This window comes from Serratia oryzae, from assembly GCF_001976145.1.
Taxonomy (GTDB): Bacteria; Pseudomonadota; Gammaproteobacteria; order Enterobacterales; family Enterobacteriaceae; genus Chania; species Chania oryzae.
On the sequence record NZ_MOXD01000007.1, the window covers coordinates 163,610 to 181,080 of the forward strand.

Genomic DNA, 17,471 nt, shown 5'->3' on the forward strand with positions numbered 1-17,471 from the left:
ATAGTGCGGCGCTCCTTGAGCACACTGGATAGCCTGTTGCTCGCCGGCGCTAGCACCGGCGAGACAGCGTTAGAGCAGGAAAATGGTGGCCAGCCCAAGGAAAATAAAGAACCCGCCGGTATCGGTCAGTGCGGTAATCAATACGCTGGAACCCACCGCTGGATCGCGCCCCAGCTTGAGCATGGTCATGGGGATCACTACGCCCATCAGTGCCGCCACCAGCAGGTTCAGGATCATGGCCAACGTCATCACGCCGCCCATCGCCAGATCGCCATACAGCAGGTAGGTGACTAACCCCATGATGCCCCCCCAAACGAAACCGTTGATCAATGCGACCCCCAGTTCTCTCAGCAGCAGCCGCGAGATATTACCGACTTCAATCTGGTGCAGCGCCAGCGCCCGTACGATCATGGTAATCGTCTGATTCCCGGTATTACCGCCAATACCGGCGACGATCGGCATCAGAGTAGCCAGGGCCACCAGTTGTGAAATGGTATGTTCGAACAACCCGATGACGCGTGAAGCGATAAAGGCAGTGCACAGGTTGATCGCCAGCCAGGCCCAGCGGGTTTTCACTGCTTTGCTGACCGGTGCAAAGACGTCCTCATCCGGGCTTAACCCCCCCATGCGGCGCAGTGTGGTATCACTCTCTTCGTTGACGGCGTCAACAACCTCTTCGATGGTCAGGCGCCCCATCAGTTTGCCTTTGGCGTCGACCACCGGGGCGCTGATCAGGTCATAACGTTCGAACGCGCTGGCTGCGGCCTCGGCTTTATCTTCGGGTTGAAAGGTGGTGGGATCGCTGTCCATCACCTGAGAGACCAGGGTCTGCGGATCGTTGAGAAGTATCGCCGTCAGCGGGAATTCACCGAGTAGCGTGTTTTTGCGATCGGTGACGAACAGTTTGTCGGTGGCGTCTGGGATGGTTTTACGCTGGCGCAGAAAGCGGTGTACGGTGCCAAGTGAAACATCCGGGCGCACCGTGACCAGTTCGAAATCCATCATCCAGCCAACGGTATCCTTGCCATAATGCACCATTTCCCGCACCTGTGTGCGTTCATCTGGTTCCAGCGAAGTGAGCAGGCGGCCCATCAGGTTACGCGGCAGATACTGCGCCAGGTAGGCCTGTTCGTCGACGTCCAGCGTTTTGATCGCTTTGAGCAGATCTTTATCGCTCATCTCTTCGATCAGGCTATCCCACACCGGTTCCGCAACTTCCACCAGCGTTTGGCCCCGTTTGGTGGTATCCACCAAACGCCACAGTGCCAGACGTTGGTCCTGCGGCAGGGCCTCCAGCAGGTCTGCCAGATCGGCGGCGTGCATCTCTTCCAACAGATGGGTAATTTCGGCCGTATGATCCAGCAGTTCGCTTTTGCTGAGCGCTTTTTGGTCCCCTGGGCGGCCGAGAATACCGTCAACCAGTTCTTTGTTATTTAACAGCAGGCTCAGGATACGCTGGCGGTATTCAGCGACCTTTTTAACATTATGTGTGGCGGTGGACATGGTGTTCCTTAACGCTAACTAAGTACAAACGGTTCCTTTACGGCTATCTTTACAAGATAGAGCATAGCGGCGGCGGGCGTCATTTTTATGCAACCAGCGCAGAAGTGAAGAATAAGTGAGAGGTCTGAATGTATTTCAGGCCGCTTAAATATTGGTTTCCACACGGGTGAAAAGAGAGGCAGGCTTGGTAACGAGCGAGAACTCACTGATTATCAACGTCGATTTGATGAATTGGTGGACGTGGTGGCATACTTCTTTCCTGGTGATGGGGAATGGCGACTATGGCAGCATACAGCAGGCGGCCAACTAGAATGATAAAACTTATTAGTAAGACGATCTTGGTCATGCGCCCGGGCGTTTTTCTTCTCATATTATCGTCCGAATGAGTTGCAGCTTCGCACTGCCCATTTTTAGCGTTGCTTATTTATTGATATTCAGTAAGTTAACATTCTAATTTTATGCAGTGATGACCAAAGGTGTCTATTTATTTCTATCCTATTACATTGTGTATTGAACTTTTGTTTAGCTACTGTCTGATTTTTTGTTGAGTATGAGTAGGTTATTATTAGTATGAAAAACACGTTTGATTTTCTATTCATATTTTCTCTATTAATTGATTGTGGTCAAATCTTGAGCAAGCGCAGCGAATAGAATACGCAGCCATTCTTGATGCTGAATCAGCGTATCTCAGCCGTGTTCGACGAATGGCTTTGGAGTTAGATAGGACTCTTCTCTGCGATTTAAATTATGCTCAAGCAGTGAAATGAATCACGCACGGGCGGATACAGTATCTTGATGAGTATTTTGAAGTTCTGGAATAAGTTACGCGATTATTGGTGGGGGCAGCCTATTGTGCTGAGCCTGCTGTTCTTGCCTGTTGCCGGTTGGTTATCGCCGCGTCTTATGTTGCCTGAAGGTAAGGCTTATCTGGTCTATTTGCCTTTGGCGGCCTGTTTTTCTCTGCTGATGGTTTACGATTGGCGTGCGCTGCCAGGGATCGCTCTGGCGGTTTTTATCCGTTATTCCGATCGTGCCGGAATCGATATCACGGTCATCATGACCCTGTTCTATTTGGCATGCCTGAGTATCTGCTGGTGGGGGTATCGCTACCAGTCTCAGAACCGCTGGTGTGCGGGTTTTTCGGAGCTGAAGCTCGGCAAATACCGGCTTATCTGGCTGGTTGCCATGCCTCCGTTGCTGTTTATCTTTGGCTTGAAGTTAATCATCGGCCTCGATCTGCTGCCCGATGAACTCGGTATGATGCCGGGTAACGGTATCAACCTGCACACCCTGGTCAATTTTCAGGCGGTGCTGATTGGCTGTCTCTCTTCGATGCAACTGTTTTATTTTGTGTTGCGGATCATTAAAAACCCCAGGTTTGCCAGAGTGTTGTGGGGGCGCATTTGCCGCGAGATCGCGCCGTCGGTAAAAAAAATCGAGCTGCAACTCTGGCTTGCCGTGCTAAGCGTGCTGGTGTTTGTTCTGGCTTATCATACGGCGGACACCAATTTTATGCAGGTGCCGGATTACAGTCTGACCTTGCTATTGCCGGTGATGCTGTACAGCGCCATGCGTTTTGGCTACCAGTTTAACGGTATTATCTGGGCTACGACTCTGATAGTCCTGTTCTTTAACTACCCAGGCTATGTGCAGTGGAACAATTTGTTACATAACCTGACGATGATCTCTTCGATGATGCTGGCGTTTACGCTGAGTATTCTGATGACTTCGGCGGTGCATACGCGCCAACGGATGGATCATGCCAAGGCGCAGAGTGCCTCGCTGAAGGATCCGGTGATTGGTTTGCCCAATTTGCGCGCATTGAAACGTGATTTGGCAAAAACGCCGCGTTCTACCCTCTGTTTTTTGCGTATCTCCGAACTGGACCTGCTCAGCCGTAACTACGGTATGCAACTGCGCATCCGCTTCAAACAGAAGTTGGCCAGCACCTTGCACAGGGTATTGGAAGAGGGGGAAGATGTTTATCATCTGCCGGGGTACGATCTGGTGCTGCGGCTGAATGGCTCTAACGCAGAAGCCAAGGTGGCCACGATCCAGAGTACGCTGGAGAAATTCCGTCTGGTGTGGAACGGCCTGCCGATTCACCCACCGCTGGGGATCAGCTACTGCGGTGTGTACTCAGAAGTGGCGCATTTGCATTTGCTGCTGGGGGAGTTGAGCTCACTGGCAGAGATGTCACTGACCAGCGGCCGGGCGGAGAACGTGCAGAACGATCACCACGTCGCGCAGGAAGAGATCAAACGCAAAGTTGCCTTGTTGCACTGGGTGCAGCGTTCGCTTGATAACGACAGCTTTGTCCTGATGGCACAGCCTATTGTCGGCGTGCGTGGCGATACATACCACGAAATTTTGTTGCGGATGCTGGATGATGACAACAACACGGTGTCCCCAGGCGAGTTTATGCCAGTGGTGCATGAGTTTGGCCTGGCCTATCAGTTGGATCTGTGGGTGTTGCGTGAGACCCTGCAGTTTATGGATCAGCACCGGGAAGCCCTGCCCAGTGCGCGTTTTGCTGTGAATCTTTCCCCTTCTTCGCTGTGCCGCCCGAGTTTGTGTCAGGATGTATACGATGCGTTGCAGCAATACCAGGTTGAACCTTATCAATTGGCGCTGGAGGTGACAGAGTCTCATCTGGTGCAGGATGTGAAATATGCCAAGAACTCGTTGAGAGAGCTACGTCAACTGGGGTGCCGCATTGCGTTGGATGATTTCGGCACCGGTTATGCCACCTATGATCGCCTGAAAGAGTTACATGTGGATACGCTGAAGATCGACGGCAGTTTTGTGCGCGGCATGCTGACCAACAAGGTGGATTACCAGATCATTTCGTCAATCTGCAAAGTCGCGTTGATGCAGCGGTTATCGATCGTGGCGGAATATGTCGAAACGGAAGAACAGCGCGATGTGCTGAAAAGCCTGGGTGTGGATTATATGCAGGGCTATTTTATTGGTGAACCCCAACCGCTGGCGTCCTTGGTGCAGCCGAATAAGGACGTGCAAGCCCCTGATTAATGCTAAACCTTAAAGCATCCGCATTGCAGGAGGGAACCCATCAATGAGCAGCGTCACATTGCCAGCAACTGTAGCTTGAAGTATGACGGAGATATCGCCCTCCATTAAGAGGGCGACAGATTCATATCATGCCAAACGCTGTTCGTTCTGTTCGTCTTCTTCTTCTTCGATCATCAACTGCCAGCCCACCACGTCATTCCAATAAGCCTGTTCACGCTCGAAATCCAGTTGCACTAAGTTATTCTGTGCCAGATAGCCAGCCGGGAAACGCAGCGTCCAATGGTTATCGTCGGTCACCAGGCGCAGCGTTTCGGGCGTGGTGGTGGATTGACGCTGATTGTTGAGCAGGGTGCTCAAGCGCAGTAACTGAATCAGCGGCAGATAGTATTTTTTCTTGAACAGGTTCAGCCGTGGCAACTCTTCCAGCTTGATCGCTTTGCGATGGAAGCGCACCAGGGCGGCTAATAACCACTGCTGCTCCTGATTAAAACCGGGCAGGTTAGTATTTTGCAGGATATAGGCCGAGTGGCGATGCATGCCGCTGTGGTTGATGCTCAGCCCAACCTCATGCAGCATCGCAGCCCATCGCAGCAAGGCTTCCAGTTGCGGTTGTACCAGTTTGGTATTTTGCGCCATCCATTGGGCATACAGCAGTTCCGTGGTGTCCAGAACGCGTTTGGCCTGCTCACGGTCAATATTGTAGTGATCGGCCAGACTGGTTGCCGTGCGGCTGCGGATATCCTGATGGCGGAAGCGGCCTTCCATTTCATACAGAACGCCTTCACGCAGCGCCCCGTCAGATAGACGCAGATCGCGGATGGCCAGCGCATCAAACACGCCGCATAGGATAGCCAGCCCAGGTACAAACACCGATTGGCGATCTTCCGTCAGCCCCGGCAAACTCAGAGCGCTGAAGTTTTTAAACTGCAGAACCTGTTCCACCAGCATTTCCAGGCGTTCCGGCGTGATCAGGCCGTCTTTTTCGCCGCTCGCGACCAGCACTTCATGGGCGGCCTTGATGGTGCCGGAGGCACCCAGAGCGTATTGCCAACCCTGAATACGGTATTGCCAGGCCAGGGTTTCCAGCTTCTGCGCTGCGGCCAGCCGTGCGCGCCTGAAGTTGGTTTTGCTGATTTCCCCCTCGGGGAAAAACTGTTGTGCGAAGCTGACACACCCCATGCGGCGGCTTTCCGCCAGCAAGGGTTCGAAATCCTCGCCAATCACCAGTTCGGTAGAACCACCGCCGATATCGATCACCAGCTTGCGGCCTTTCTCCGGCTGGGTGTGCTCCACCCCCATAAAGATCAGACGTGCTTCTTCCTGCCCGGCGATAATCTCGATCGGATAAGGGATCACTTTGGCCGCCCGTTTCAGGAAGACTTCCGCATTCACCGCCTGACGCAGGGTATGTGTCCCGACGATGGTGACGTTGTCTGCCGGGAATCCTTGCAACCGCTCGGCAAATAATGCCAGGCAGGCCAGGCCGCGCTCCATGGCCTCTTCGCTAAGGACATTGTTACTGTCCAACCCATCGGCGAGGTGTACCCGCTGTTTTAAACGCCCCAATACCTGTAAGGCGCCGTTGACGACGCGAGCGATTACCATGTGGAAACTGTTCGACCCAAGGTCGATGGCAGCGATTTCCTGCGGTTTGTTGGCGGTAGTGCTTTTTAGCGGCATAGTTGCTGGCCTACTTTCCCGGTTGTTCCAGAGCTTTTAAATACTCATAAATAGCCACCTGGGCGCGCACTTTGCGGCGATTACCGCGCGGCACGTACTGGTTGCTGAGTTCTTTATCGATGTAACGGGCTTTGACCGTATCGCTGAACAGGATCTCCAGAATGTCCAGAACGCGCTGCTTCAGCGCCGGATCCAACAGCGATACCGCCACTTCGATGCGGTAATCTATATTTCGGGTCATCCAGTCTGCTGATGAGAGATACACCCGTTTGTCACCTTTGTTTTCAAATACGTAGACCCGGTCGTGTTCCAGGTAGCGGTCCACGATGCTGATCACCTGAATATTGTCACTGATCCCCGGCAGGTTGGGAATCAAAGAACACATCCCACGCACCAACAGGCGAATTTTCACCCCGGCAGCGGCAGCGGTGTAAAGCCGATCGACCAACCCCTTATCCACCAGATTATTCACTTTCAACATAATACCGGCGTTTTCCCCGGCTTGTGCGGTGACGATTTCACGATCGATCAGCTCATACAGCATCCGCCTGGAGTTCTGCGGTGATACCATCAGATTGTCGAAGGTGACCGGCCGGTATGGATTTTCAATAAAATTAAACACCCTGCGTACTTCGTTGGTGATGCGTGCATCAGCGGTCAGCAGCGAGTAGTCGGTGTAAATACGGGCGGTTTTCTCGTTAAAGTTACCGGTGCCAATATGAGCATAGCGCACAATATCATCACCTTCACGGCGGGAGATCAGGAATAGTTTGGCGTGGATTTTCAGCCCCGGCGCGGAGAAGATGACGTGCACCCCGGCTTCCGTCAGGCGCTTGGCCCAATGAATGTTGGCCTCCTCATCAAAGCGGGCCTGAAGCTCGACTACCACGGTGACTTTTTTGCCGTTGTGCGCTGCATGGATCATCGAATCAATAATGCGCGAGTCTTTTGCCACCCGATAAATGTTGATTTTAATCGCCAGCACGCTGGGATCGAACGACGCCTGGCGCAACAACTCCAGTACGTGCTCAAAGGTGTGATACGGGTAGTACAGCAGCACATCTTGCTCACGAATGGCGTCAAAGCCGTTGCGAAATTTATCGAACCAGGTATGCCGCAGGCGCGGAAGCGGGCGGTTGACCAGATTGGCTTTACCGACGTTGGGGAAGCTGATGAAATCCTTGAAATTATGGTAACGGCCACCGGCGATCACCGAATCATAGTTGGAGATCCCCAGCTTGTTGCGCAGCAACTCCACCATCGCATTTGGCATATCGCGCTGATAAACGAAGCGTACCGGCTCGGCCGTGAGGCGCTGTTTCAGGCTGGAGGACATCAGTTCCAGCAGACTGGACTCCATCTCGGTCACCAGATCGTATTCCGCATCGCGCGTCATTTTCATCGAATAGGCGTTGAGGGTGTCGTAATCAAAGAACCCCTTGAAGATATCGTCCAGGCAATAGCGCAGAATGTTGTCCAGCAGGATCATCGGCTTGCGGCGGCGCGGTGCTTCAGGCGGCAGATTGACGAAACGCGGTACCTTGTCGGACGGAATTTCCAGCAGCGCATAGTCAATGCGCGTGCCGCGGATAATCTCCACCGCCAGGTAGGTGTAATCATCTTTCAGAAATTGCACCAGGTTGGTGTCGTGATTAATCAGGATCGGCGTGATGTGCGGCCGCAGGTGCTGTTTAAAATACTGCCGCAGCCAGATTTGCTGGTTTTCCGATACCTGCCGCTCATTGATCAGGAAGATTTGATTGCGTGCCATTTCCAGCAGCAGATCGTTGTACAGGTTGTCGAATTCTTGATCGGTTTTTAGCACCTTGGCCTGAATTTTTTTCAGCAAATGGCGCGATGTGCCACCCGACCCCTGTTCTTCGCTGATTAAGATGCGCCGTTTTAGTTCAGCAAAGCGGACTTTATAAAACTCATCCAGGTTATTGGAGTAAATGCCCAGAAACCGCATACGCTCAATCAGGGGATTGCTCTTATCTGCGGCTTCCTGCAATACACGCTCATTAAAGGATAACCAGCTTAGTTCTTTATCGATGTAGAGCTTTTCCTGACCCATTGCCACTCCAGTTCAATTTTAGAAAAGGACTCGGGACACCGCCCAGTGTCTTACTTCATTATTGCGAGAGATTGCCAGGAATGTCCAACATATCTACGGGGTTGTGGTACCTCACCGGTCAGCGAGCCACATCGTTGTCACCTTGTGCTACAGAGGATAGCGCCGGGCAGTTTTGTCATGCAAACGTCACAAAACTGACATAAGATGCCCGGTTATCTTAGAACGCCAGCCAGAAAATGGAGCAGACAGCGAGAGACATGGGACAGACAAGGGTAAATCAACATCCCCGCGATCGTTGGCGGGCAGTCGTCGATCGTGGCGTGCAGGGCGCTGTTACTGCAACCGGATTGCTGGTGTTGATGACGCTGATGCTGATTTTTGTCTATCTGCTGCTGTCGGTACTGCCGCTGTTCAAACCGGCATCCATCGGCAGCGCGCGCCCGTTACCGATCGTCAGCACATCCCCTGCCTGGGCGATTGGCATGGATGTGCAGCAGCGTATCGGTTACCGCATCGATCAACAGGGCGAAGGCCGTTTTTATCGCTTGGCCGCACAGGGTGAGGCCAGCGCTGGGCAACCGTTAGCGCAACAATCCCTGCTGGATAAACCGGTACTGATGGCGCAGGCGGCAGGAACGCGCGATCTGTTCGCGTTGGCCCAGGCCGATGGCCGCGTGATCGTTACCCAGGCCGATTTTGCCCCGGTGGGGGGCAGCCTAGCGCAATGGCGTTTTCCGTTAGGCCAGGAGCCTGTGGAGTTTGACCCCCAAGGGCGGCCATTGGCGCTGCTGGCACTGGCTGAAACGCGCGCGGGAGTGACCCTGTTGGCGGCGGTCACGGAGGATCATCGTCTGCTGTTTGGCCGTTTCAGCTCCGCTGCGCCCGCGCAACTGATGCAGGTGCAGCTGAGTGCCGCTGCGCAGCAACTGTTTTTGACGCCGGATGGCCGCCAACTCTATTTACTCACCGGGAATCAGCTAGCCCGCTATCAGATCGAAGCCACCCAGTTATCTTTGCGTGAGACTCGCACGCTCGGGGAGCACCCGCCTTATCATCTGACGGCCTTATCTGGCGGCAGCGCCCTGTTGATCCGCGCTGGGGACGGCAGCCTGCGTGAGTGGTTTGAGGTGGAAAAAAATCAGCAACGGCAACTGACGCCGATACGGCAATTTGCGCATCAGACATTGCCGCAGGAACAACTGGTGACTGAGCCGTATCGCCGGGTGTTTGCCTCATGGCAGCCGGAGGGGGCATTCTCACTGTTCTCCAGCATTCAGCCACAGCCATTGCTGCAGACCACATTGCCCGACGAGGTGCGGCAGATGGCCTTTGCACCGCGTGGTGATGGCCTGCTGTTGGAAACGCCCCAGGGGTGGCAACATTACAGCGTGGATAACCTCTATCCTGATGTCACTTGGCGCTCGCTGTGGCAAAAGGTGTGGTATGAAAATTACCCCGAACCGGCTTACGTTTGGCAGTCCACCTCGGGTGAAGACAGCTATCAGGCCAAATTCAGCCTGATCCCGGTGATTTTTGGCACCTTCAAGGCGGCGGGCTATTCCATGCTGTTCGCCGTGCCGCTGGCCTTGGCCGGGGCAATCTATACCGCCTGCTTTATGTCGGCCGGGCTACGGCGCGTGGTGAAACCGGCGGTAGAAGTAATGGGTGCATTGCCTACGGTGGTGATTGGGTTGGTGGCCGGGCTCTGGTTAGCGCCGCTGATGGGGGATTATCTGCTGGCGGTGCTGAGTTTGCCGCTATTGCTGGCGCTGGTGGTGCTACTGTGCGGCTGGCTGGTAAACCGCTTTGCTCCGTGTCGTTTGGCCCCGGGGATGGATTTATTGGTGTTGCTGCCGCTGGTAGTGCTGACCGTCTGGCTGGCGTTTGCCGTTGGGCCATGGCTGGAATTACAGCTGTTCGGCGAGCCGCTGCATTATTGGCTGGGTGCAGGGTACGATCAGCGCAACACGCTGGTGGTCGGCGTGGCGATGGGGTTTGCGCTGGTGCCGATTATTTTCTCGCTGGCGGAGGACGCCCTGTTCAGCGTGCCCACTGCGCTTAGCCGCGGTTCGCTGGCGCTGGGAGCCACCCAGTGGCAAACCGTGGTGCGCGTGGTGTTGCCCTCTGCCAGTGCCGGGATATTTTCTGCGCTAATGATTGGCTTTGGCCGTGCGGTGGGGGAAACCATGATCGTACTGATGGCCACCGGCAATACGCCGATTATCGACGGCAGCCTGTTCCAGGGCCTGCGCGCGCTGGCTGCCAACATCGCCATTGAAATGCCGGAGGCGGTGGTTGGCAGCAGCCATTATCGCGTGCTGTTCCTCACCGCCCTGGTGCTGTTTATCTTTACCTTTATGTTTAACACCTTAGCTGAGGCGGTGCGTCTACGCCTGCGTGAGCGTTATACGCTGAATCAGGAGACGCCATGAGAAAGTGGATTGGCAGCGGCTCCCCGTGGATTTGGCTGACGGCTGCTTCGGTGGCGGTCAGCTTATTGGCGCTGATCGGCATCTTGCTGCTGTTAGCCGGGCAGGGCATGCGTTATTTCTGGCCGAGCCCGGTGTACCAGTTCGAATTAAATCAAAGCGCTGCCGGGCCGGTGACGGTGATCGGTGAGCTTTATCAGCAGCAGACCCTTTCACGCCGCCAATTGCAGGACTCCGGCATCGCATTGCCTGCGGGGGATGCGGCAAGCTTCACCCGTTATCTGATCAAGGTAGGCAACCGTGAAAGCGAAGGGCAGGATTTCCGTACCTTGCTGGCCAGCGACGTCAGCCTGCAAACCACGCCGCCCGATGTGCTGGTGTTGGAGCGCAACACCAATGGCACTGCCTACGGTTATCTGGCCGGGATGCTGGAGGATGGCCAGCCATTGACCGGGCGCGATCTCAGCCAGGCGTTGCAACAGCGTTTGCCACAGATCGCGGCACTTTCCCGTCAGGCGCACGATATTCAGTTCCGCGAGATGGCGCGCATCAATCAGCAATTTGAAAGCCTGCGCCTGCGGGAGAAAAGCCTGCAGCGTGATAATCAGTTGGATGAGCGTTTGCAGGCCTCGATCCGCGCCGAAAGGCTGGAGTTAGAGCGTCAGTACCGGCAACTGGCCGACAAGCTGCAGGGGCTGAACCGCGATCGCGAGCGTGATGCCCTGTTGTTACGCGACATGCATGGGCAGATTCATACCATTCCATTGAGCCAGGTACGCGATGCCTGGTATCCGAACGCCATGGGAAGCGGGCAGAAACTGGCACACTGGGCCGATCAGGTACAAAAATTTCTTACCGACAGCCCGCGCGAGGCCAACACCGAAGGCGGCGTGTTCCCGGCCATTTTCGGCACCGTGCTGATGGTGATCCTGATGTCGATCGTGGTGATGCCGTTTGGCGTTATTGCCGCGCTCTATCTGCATGAATATGCGGGTAATAATCTTCTGACGCGCCTTATCCGCATTGCCGTGGTCAACCTGGCCGGGGTACCCTCGATCGTTTACGGCGTATTTGGCCTGGGCTTTTTTGTTTATATGATTGGCGGCACCCTCGATCAGCTGTTTTATCCGGCATCGCTGCCGAACCCCACCTTTGGCACGCCCGGCGTGCTGTGGGCCGCGCTGACGCTGGCCTTACTGACGTTGCCGGTGGTGATTGTGGCGACCGAGGAAGGGCTGTCACGTATTCCAGCCTCGCTGCGCCAGGGCTCGTTGGCGCTGGGGGCGACCCGGGCGGAAACGCTGTGGCGCATTGTGCTGCCGATGGCGGCCCCGGCGATGATGACCGGGTTGATTCTGGCGGTGGCGCGCGCGGCGGGGGAAACGGCACCGTTGATGCTGGTGGGGGTGGTGAAATCGGTGCCGGTGCTGCCGGTAGATGATATTTTCCCGTATCTGCACCTCGAGCGGAAATTTATGCACCTCAGCTTCCAGATCTATGATATGGCGTTTCAAAGCCCTAGCGTAGAGGCCGCGAGGCCGCTGGTGTTTGCCACGGCGTTTCTGCTGGTGCTGATTGTGGTGGGGCTTAATCTGGCGGCGATGAGCATTCGCCATTCGCTGCGGGAGCGGTATAAAACATGGTCACAATAGTTCTGAACAAGGCTGGTGATAATATCGACGCTTTGGGGAGTGCCACATGGGTTTGATGATGCCAGACAGTTTACCTCGGCTGGATGTTCAGCAGCTTGCAGATGAGCATACCGTGCTGGAGGTTAACGGCCTGAATCTGTTTTATTGCACCAAGCAGGTGTTGCACGATATTTCCCTGCGTATTCCGAAGCACCGCGTTACGGCGCTGATCGGGCCTTCCGGCTGCGGAAAGTCTACTCTGTTGCGCTGTTTTAATCGCATGAACGATCTGGTGAACGATTGCCGGATTGATGGCGAGTTGCGGCTTAACGGCGAAGTGATTTCCGGCCCGCAGGTCGAGGTGGCTGCGCTGCGGCGGCGCGTTGGCATGGTGTTCCAACGGCCAAACCCGTTCCCGAAATCTATCTACGAAAATGTGGTTTACGGCCTGCGGCTGCAAGGGATCCGCGAGCGGCGGATTCTGGACGAAGCGGTTGAGCGATCCTTGCGAGCGGCGGCATTGTGGCATGAGGTGAAAGATCGTTTGCGCGAGAACGCGTTCCGCCTGTCCAGCGGCCAGCAGCAGCGCCTGGTGATTGCCCGAGCGATCGCAATTGAGCCTGAGGTGCTGTTACTGGATGAACCGACTTCGGCTCTGGATCCGATTTCCACGCTCACCATCGAGGAGCTGATTTCTACTTTGAAACAGCGCTACAGCGTGGTGCTGGTAACGCACAATATGCAGCAGGCGGCGCGGGTTTCGGATTATACGGCGTTTATCCATCAGGGGCGGCTGGTGGAGTATAACCATACCGATGGTATTTTTACCTCACCGCGCCAGCGCCGCACGGAGGATTACATCACTGGCCGGTATGGTTGATGGCGGTTTTTATTTGACGTTTTTGTTCAATGACTCTGGCTGATTTTCAGTTTCAGCGGAGCTGGCTGCGGTTTTCAACGGTGTGATTTTCGCCTGAACCGGCGGTTGTGCCTTCTGCATCAACTGTGATTGGCCGATAAATACGCCACCTTTCTCGATCGAGATTTCGTCGGCAAAAATGTCACCGCGCAGGCTGCCTTTAGGCTGAATTGACAGCGAATCGGCATAGCAGCGGCCTTCAACCGAGCCGTTGATCATGATCTGTTGCGCGCGGATTTCGCCTTTCACATGGCCGCTGTTCTCGATACGCACCATATGCATACAAACGATGTTACCCTCAACCTTGCCTTCAATAATGATGTTGCCGTCACCTTCGATAACGCCGGTGAACTGGGCTCCGTTAGAAACAAAGGTGTCTTTCTTGGCACGGATCGGTTTGATGGCATCGGCGGCATCAGCTTGTGCAGCAGGTTCGGCTTGCACCAGCGTTTGCGGTAGCGGTTGTTCAATCACTTCGGGTGATTTTGACTCACTACTGGACTTCTTTTGTTTGTTGAATGACAGCATGTTATTCATCCTTGGTATTTTGTAGATAAACGTTATAGTGACCAATAGCATAACGATCAGCGCTATCAGCAACGTTCGGTTTAAGTGGGTTCCGCTGGTGCCGAGCTCTGTCAGCCAAAGCATTATGAGCAGTGCCCATAATACCCATACGCACCATAATAAATTGTATTTACGCATGTTTTCAGGCCGGTTGAATTCCATTTGCAGCAGAGTGCGGAAAGCCGGGTAACTGGCCGCGGCCATTATTCCTGTTGAAGGCTATCCGTGATGGTTGGAATGATACCTAACAATGAACATTAAATCATTATTCGGTTTGTTTATCAGAATTTATAAGAATTCCGACTTTCGGCTGTTATTCAAATAATAATATGATTTTCATAATAATTTATCTGATTGGCATAAATCGCTAAACAATTCGCCGACGCAGCCGCGGCGAAAAGCGTAAGCTTCACCGAGGAAACTCGTTACTAAAATCAGGAGGCTTTATGTCATTGTCGATTTATGCCCATTCCCCTGCGCAGTTTGTCCGTGGTTTGCAGAATCTGTCGTCTTTATTGCAGAAAGGCGAGCAGTTTCTGCATGAAAAGCAGCTAGCTGAAAGCACGCTGCTGGAGGCCCGGCTGGCAGCGGATATGTTCCCTTTGCTGCGGCAGGTGCAGATCACCAGCGATACGGCGAAAGGTGCCGTTGCCAGATTGAGTGGCCAGGAAGTGCCGGTGATGCCGGACAATGAGGCAAGTTTTGCTGAGTTACATCAGCGTATTGAGAAAACCATCGCCTATTTGCAACGTTTCCAGGCGCATGATTTTGCCGATTCTGACGGGCGTACTATTAAACTGCAAAGCAAAACGCGGGAATTCAACTTTACGGCGGAGGATTATCTGTTGACCTTCGCACTGCCTAATTTTTATTTCCATCTGACCACGGCTTACGCCATTCTGCGCCATCAGGGGGTTGAGCTGGGTAAAATGGACTATCTGGGTAAGGTCTAACCTGGCGATCAGCCGGGGAGCACGCAGCTCCCCGGTGAGCGCTTACTTAAGTGCTACCGGCGGCGTTTTGAACTTTGCCAGATACTGCGGTTGGAAAATACACATGCGCAGTACGGTGCGGTATTCGCCGTTAACGAAAAATTCGTCGATCAGTTCGCCTTCCACTTCGAACCCCAATTTGCTGTAAATGTGAATCGCCTTCGGGTTCTCTTTGTCGACGATCAGATACAGCTTGTAGAGATTGAGCACGGAAAAACCATAATCCATCGCCAGTTTGGCGGCGGTGCTGGCGTAGCCTTTGCCCTGATGGGCCGGATCGATGATGATCTGGAATTCGGCACGGCGGTGGATGTGGTCGATCTCCACCAGTTCTACCAGGCCAACTTTGGCCCCTTCATGCTCAATGATAAAGCGCCGCTCGCTCTGATCGTGAATGTGCTTGTCGTACAGATCGACCAGTTCGACAAAGGCCTCATACGGCTCTTCAAACCAGTAGCGCATCACGCTGGCGTTGTTATCCATCTGGTGAACGAACGTCAAATCCTCCCGTTCCAGTGGGCGTAATTTGACGCTGGTGGTGCTTGGCATACCTTCTCCTCAACATAATGAATATGCGTAAAGTATAACGCCGGGTATTGGATGAGGGCGAAAAAAAACGGCACCACTCAGGGCACCGTTTAGGCTGTATTCAGATTGCCAGCGCTAGTCTGCGGCATAGCCTTGTGCAGGCAAGCGTTCACCGTCGAGCCAGGCCGCGTTATCACTCATGGTCAGCCGCCCGGTAACAAACCAGTTCACCACCAGTGGGTAAATATGGTGTTCCTGTGTTTGCACACGTTCTATCACCTCATCTTCTTCGTCACCGGGGAAAATGGGCACCTTGGCTTGCAGCACAACCGGGCCGCCGTCGAGCTGTTCGGTGACAAAATGCACCGAGGTGCCGTGCTCGCTGTCACCGTTGTCGATCGCCTGGCGGTGGGTGTGCAGGCCGGGATATTTTGGCAGCAGTGACGGGTGGATGTTCAGCATGCGCCCGGCATAGTGCTGGACGAAGGCATGGCTGAGGATGCGCATATAACCGGCCAGCACCACCAGATCGGGCTGATACTGGTCAATGGCCTCGGCCAGTGCGGCATCGAAGGCTTCACGGTCGGCAAAGCTTTTGGCATCAAGCGTATGCGCGGCAATGCCAGCCTCTTCGGCACGTTGCAGGCCATAGGCCTGGGCCTTGTTGCTGAATACTGCCACAATATTGGCGGCAATCCGGCCCTGCTGGCAGGCATCAATCAACGCCTGGAGATTGCTCCCCTGGCCGGAGACCAACACCACAATCTTTTTCATCACTGAATAACCACTTGTTGTTCGTCAGAAGAAGCGGTCAGTTTACCAATCTTCCAGGCTTTTTCACCGGCTGCGGTCAATAAAGCGATGGCTTCTTCAACCGCCTCTTCCGGCAACGCAATCACCATGCCCACGCCACAGTTGAAGGTGCGGTACATTTCATGGCGGCTGACGTTACCTGCCTGTTGTAGCCAACTGAAGATTGCTGGCCACTCCCAGCTCGACTCGTCAATCACCGCCTGCATGCCTTCTGGCAGCACGCGCGGGATGTTTTCCCAGAAACCGCCGCCGGTCAGGTGAGCAATCGCGTGTACGTCCACTTTGGCAATCAGTTCCAGCACCGATTTGACATAAATTTTGGTCGGTGCCAGCAGATGATCCGCCAGCGATTTGCCGGCTAGCGTGGTGGTCGTAGGATCGGTATTGCTGACTTCGAGGATCTTGCGTACCAGCGAATACCCGTTAGAGTGCGGGCCGGAAGCGCCCAAGGCGATCAGCGCATCACCCGGCTGCACTTTGCTGCCGTCGATGATTTCAGATTTTTCGACCACGCCGACGCAGAAACCGGCGACGTCGTAATCTTCACCGTGGTACATGCCCGGCATTTCGGCGGTTTCGCCGCCCACCAGTGCACAGCCGGACTGCTTACAGCCTTCGGCGATGCCGGTGATCACGCTGGTGGCAGTGTCGACGTCCAGTTTGCCGGTCGCGTAGTAATCCAGGAAGAACAGCGGTTCAGCCCCCTGAACCACCAGATCGTTCACACACATCGCAACCAGATCGATACCGATGGTGTCGTGGCGTTTCAGATCCATCGCCAGACGCAGCTTGGTGCCCACGCCGTCGGTACCCGAAACCAGTATCGGTTCGCGGTATTTCTGCGGCAACGCACACAGGGCGCCAAATCCGCCCAGACCACCCATCACTTCGGGACGGCGGGTCTGTTTAACTACACCTTTGATGCGGTCTACCAATGCGTTGCCAGCATCGATATCGACACCTGCGTCTTTATAGCTGAGAGAGGTTTTGTCGGTCACTGCGCGATCCCCACGACGGTTTGCGGTTTGAAAACGGTGCTTCCGGTGTTGGTTCCGGAATAAGGCGCGGCAATTCTAACAGCGCAAGCAAACGTTTGCGAGAGCCTTATCGGCCAGCTTCCATTTTTCGTTTCATCGGGCCCTGGCGTTTGCTAATCAGGTCAACCAGGTGATGAGGATGGGGACAATGACTATAAACCGTTGACTGGAATTTATTGGGTATATAATGATTATCAACCTTTTGTTGATCTCGATCCGGCTATTGGTAGTGGCGCTCGTGGGAAAAGGCGGTATAATCCCGCGA

The 17,471-nt window shown here is 54.4% G+C and carries 13 protein-coding genes; 5 read left to right on the forward strand and 8 right to left on the reverse strand.

Going from position 1 to position 17,471, the window contains the following annotated elements:
* Positions 1-69: 69 nt before the first annotated feature.
* Both mgtE and BMI79_RS24285 read right to left on the reverse strand, forming a co-directional pair.
* Entirely contained in the window at positions 70-1,503 is a 1,434-nt protein-coding gene (mgtE, locus tag BMI79_RS14320) for a magnesium transporter (protein ID WP_076942812.1), read from the reverse strand.
* Between the two features lie 202 nt (positions 1,504-1,705).
* Positions 1,706-1,873 (reverse strand): YfgG family protein, encoded by a 168-nt coding sequence (locus tag BMI79_RS24285; RefSeq protein ID WP_076942813.1) that lies wholly within the window; start codon positions 1,871-1,873, stop codon positions 1,706-1,708.
* A gap of 425 nt (positions 1,874-2,298) precedes the next feature.
* Between BMI79_RS24285 and BMI79_RS14330 the strand changes: the two genes are divergently transcribed.
* Positions 2,299-4,536 (forward strand): sensor domain-containing phosphodiesterase, encoded by a 2,238-nt coding sequence (locus tag BMI79_RS14330; protein WP_076942814.1) that lies wholly within the window; start codon positions 2,299-2,301, stop codon positions 4,534-4,536.
* A 126-nt stretch (positions 4,537-4,662) separates the two neighbouring features.
* Here the strand turns inward: BMI79_RS14330 and ppx are convergent, their stop codons facing one another.
* Complete coding sequence (ppx, locus tag BMI79_RS14335) at positions 4,663-6,216, reverse strand: exopolyphosphatase (protein WP_076942815.1); 1,554 nt, start codon at positions 6,214-6,216, stop codon at positions 4,663-4,665.
* Between the two features lie 10 nt (positions 6,217-6,226).
* A complete protein-coding gene (gene ppk1, locus BMI79_RS14340; RefSeq protein WP_076942816.1) occupies positions 6,227-8,290 on the reverse strand; it encodes a polyphosphate kinase 1 in 2,064 nt (687 codons plus the stop codon).
* Positions 8,291-8,547: 257 nt separating this feature from the next.
* Here ppk1 and BMI79_RS14345 point away from each other — a divergent pair, with 257 nt between their 5' ends.
* From BMI79_RS14345 to pstB, 3 genes are read left to right on the forward strand one after another with little or no spacing between them, the layout of a single operon-like run.
* Positions 8,548-10,722, forward strand: coding sequence for an ABC transporter permease subunit (locus BMI79_RS14345; RefSeq protein WP_076942817.1), 2,175 nt, complete (start codon positions 8,548-8,550; stop codon positions 10,720-10,722).
* Complete coding sequence (pstA, locus tag BMI79_RS14350; RefSeq protein WP_076942818.1) at positions 10,719-12,371, forward strand: phosphate ABC transporter permease PstA; 1,653 nt, start codon at positions 10,719-10,721, stop codon at positions 12,369-12,371. Before BMI79_RS14345 ends, pstA begins: the two co-directional genes overlap by 4 nt.
* A gap of 46 nt (positions 12,372-12,417) precedes the next feature.
* On the forward strand, positions 12,418-13,230 hold the full coding sequence (gene pstB / locus BMI79_RS14355; RefSeq protein WP_076942819.1) for a phosphate ABC transporter ATP-binding protein PstB: 813 nt from the start codon (positions 12,418-12,420) through the stop codon (positions 13,228-13,230).
* Positions 13,231-13,239: 9 nt separating this feature from the next.
* Here pstB and BMI79_RS14360 read toward each other — a convergent pair whose 3' ends face one another.
* Positions 13,240-13,797, reverse strand: a complete 558-nt coding sequence (locus tag BMI79_RS14360; RefSeq protein WP_076942919.1) for a bactofilin family protein — start codon at positions 13,795-13,797, stop codon at positions 13,240-13,242.
* A 485-nt stretch (positions 13,798-14,282) separates the two neighbouring features.
* Between BMI79_RS14360 and BMI79_RS14365 the strand changes: the two genes are divergently transcribed.
* Entirely contained in the window at positions 14,283-14,789 is a 507-nt protein-coding gene (locus tag BMI79_RS14365) for a DUF1993 domain-containing protein (RefSeq protein WP_076942820.1), read from the forward strand.
* Positions 14,790-14,831: 42 nt separating this feature from the next.
* On the opposite strand, the gene speG is transcribed toward BMI79_RS14365, so the two are convergent.
* The 3 genes from speG to purM form a co-directional block, all read right to left on the reverse strand.
* Positions 14,832-15,377, reverse strand: a complete 546-nt coding sequence (speG, locus tag BMI79_RS14370; protein WP_076942821.1) for a spermidine N1-acetyltransferase — start codon at positions 15,375-15,377, stop codon at positions 14,832-14,834.
* Positions 15,378-15,491: 114 nt separating this feature from the next.
* Positions 15,492-16,130, reverse strand: coding sequence for a phosphoribosylglycinamide formyltransferase (gene purN / locus BMI79_RS14375; RefSeq protein WP_076942822.1), 639 nt, complete (start codon positions 16,128-16,130; stop codon positions 15,492-15,494).
* A complete protein-coding gene (purM, locus tag BMI79_RS14380) occupies positions 16,130-17,167 on the reverse strand; it encodes a phosphoribosylformylglycinamidine cyclo-ligase (RefSeq protein WP_076942823.1) in 1,038 nt (345 codons plus the stop codon). Before purM ends, purN begins: the two co-directional genes overlap by 1 nt.
* Positions 17,168-17,471 lie beyond the last annotated feature (304 nt).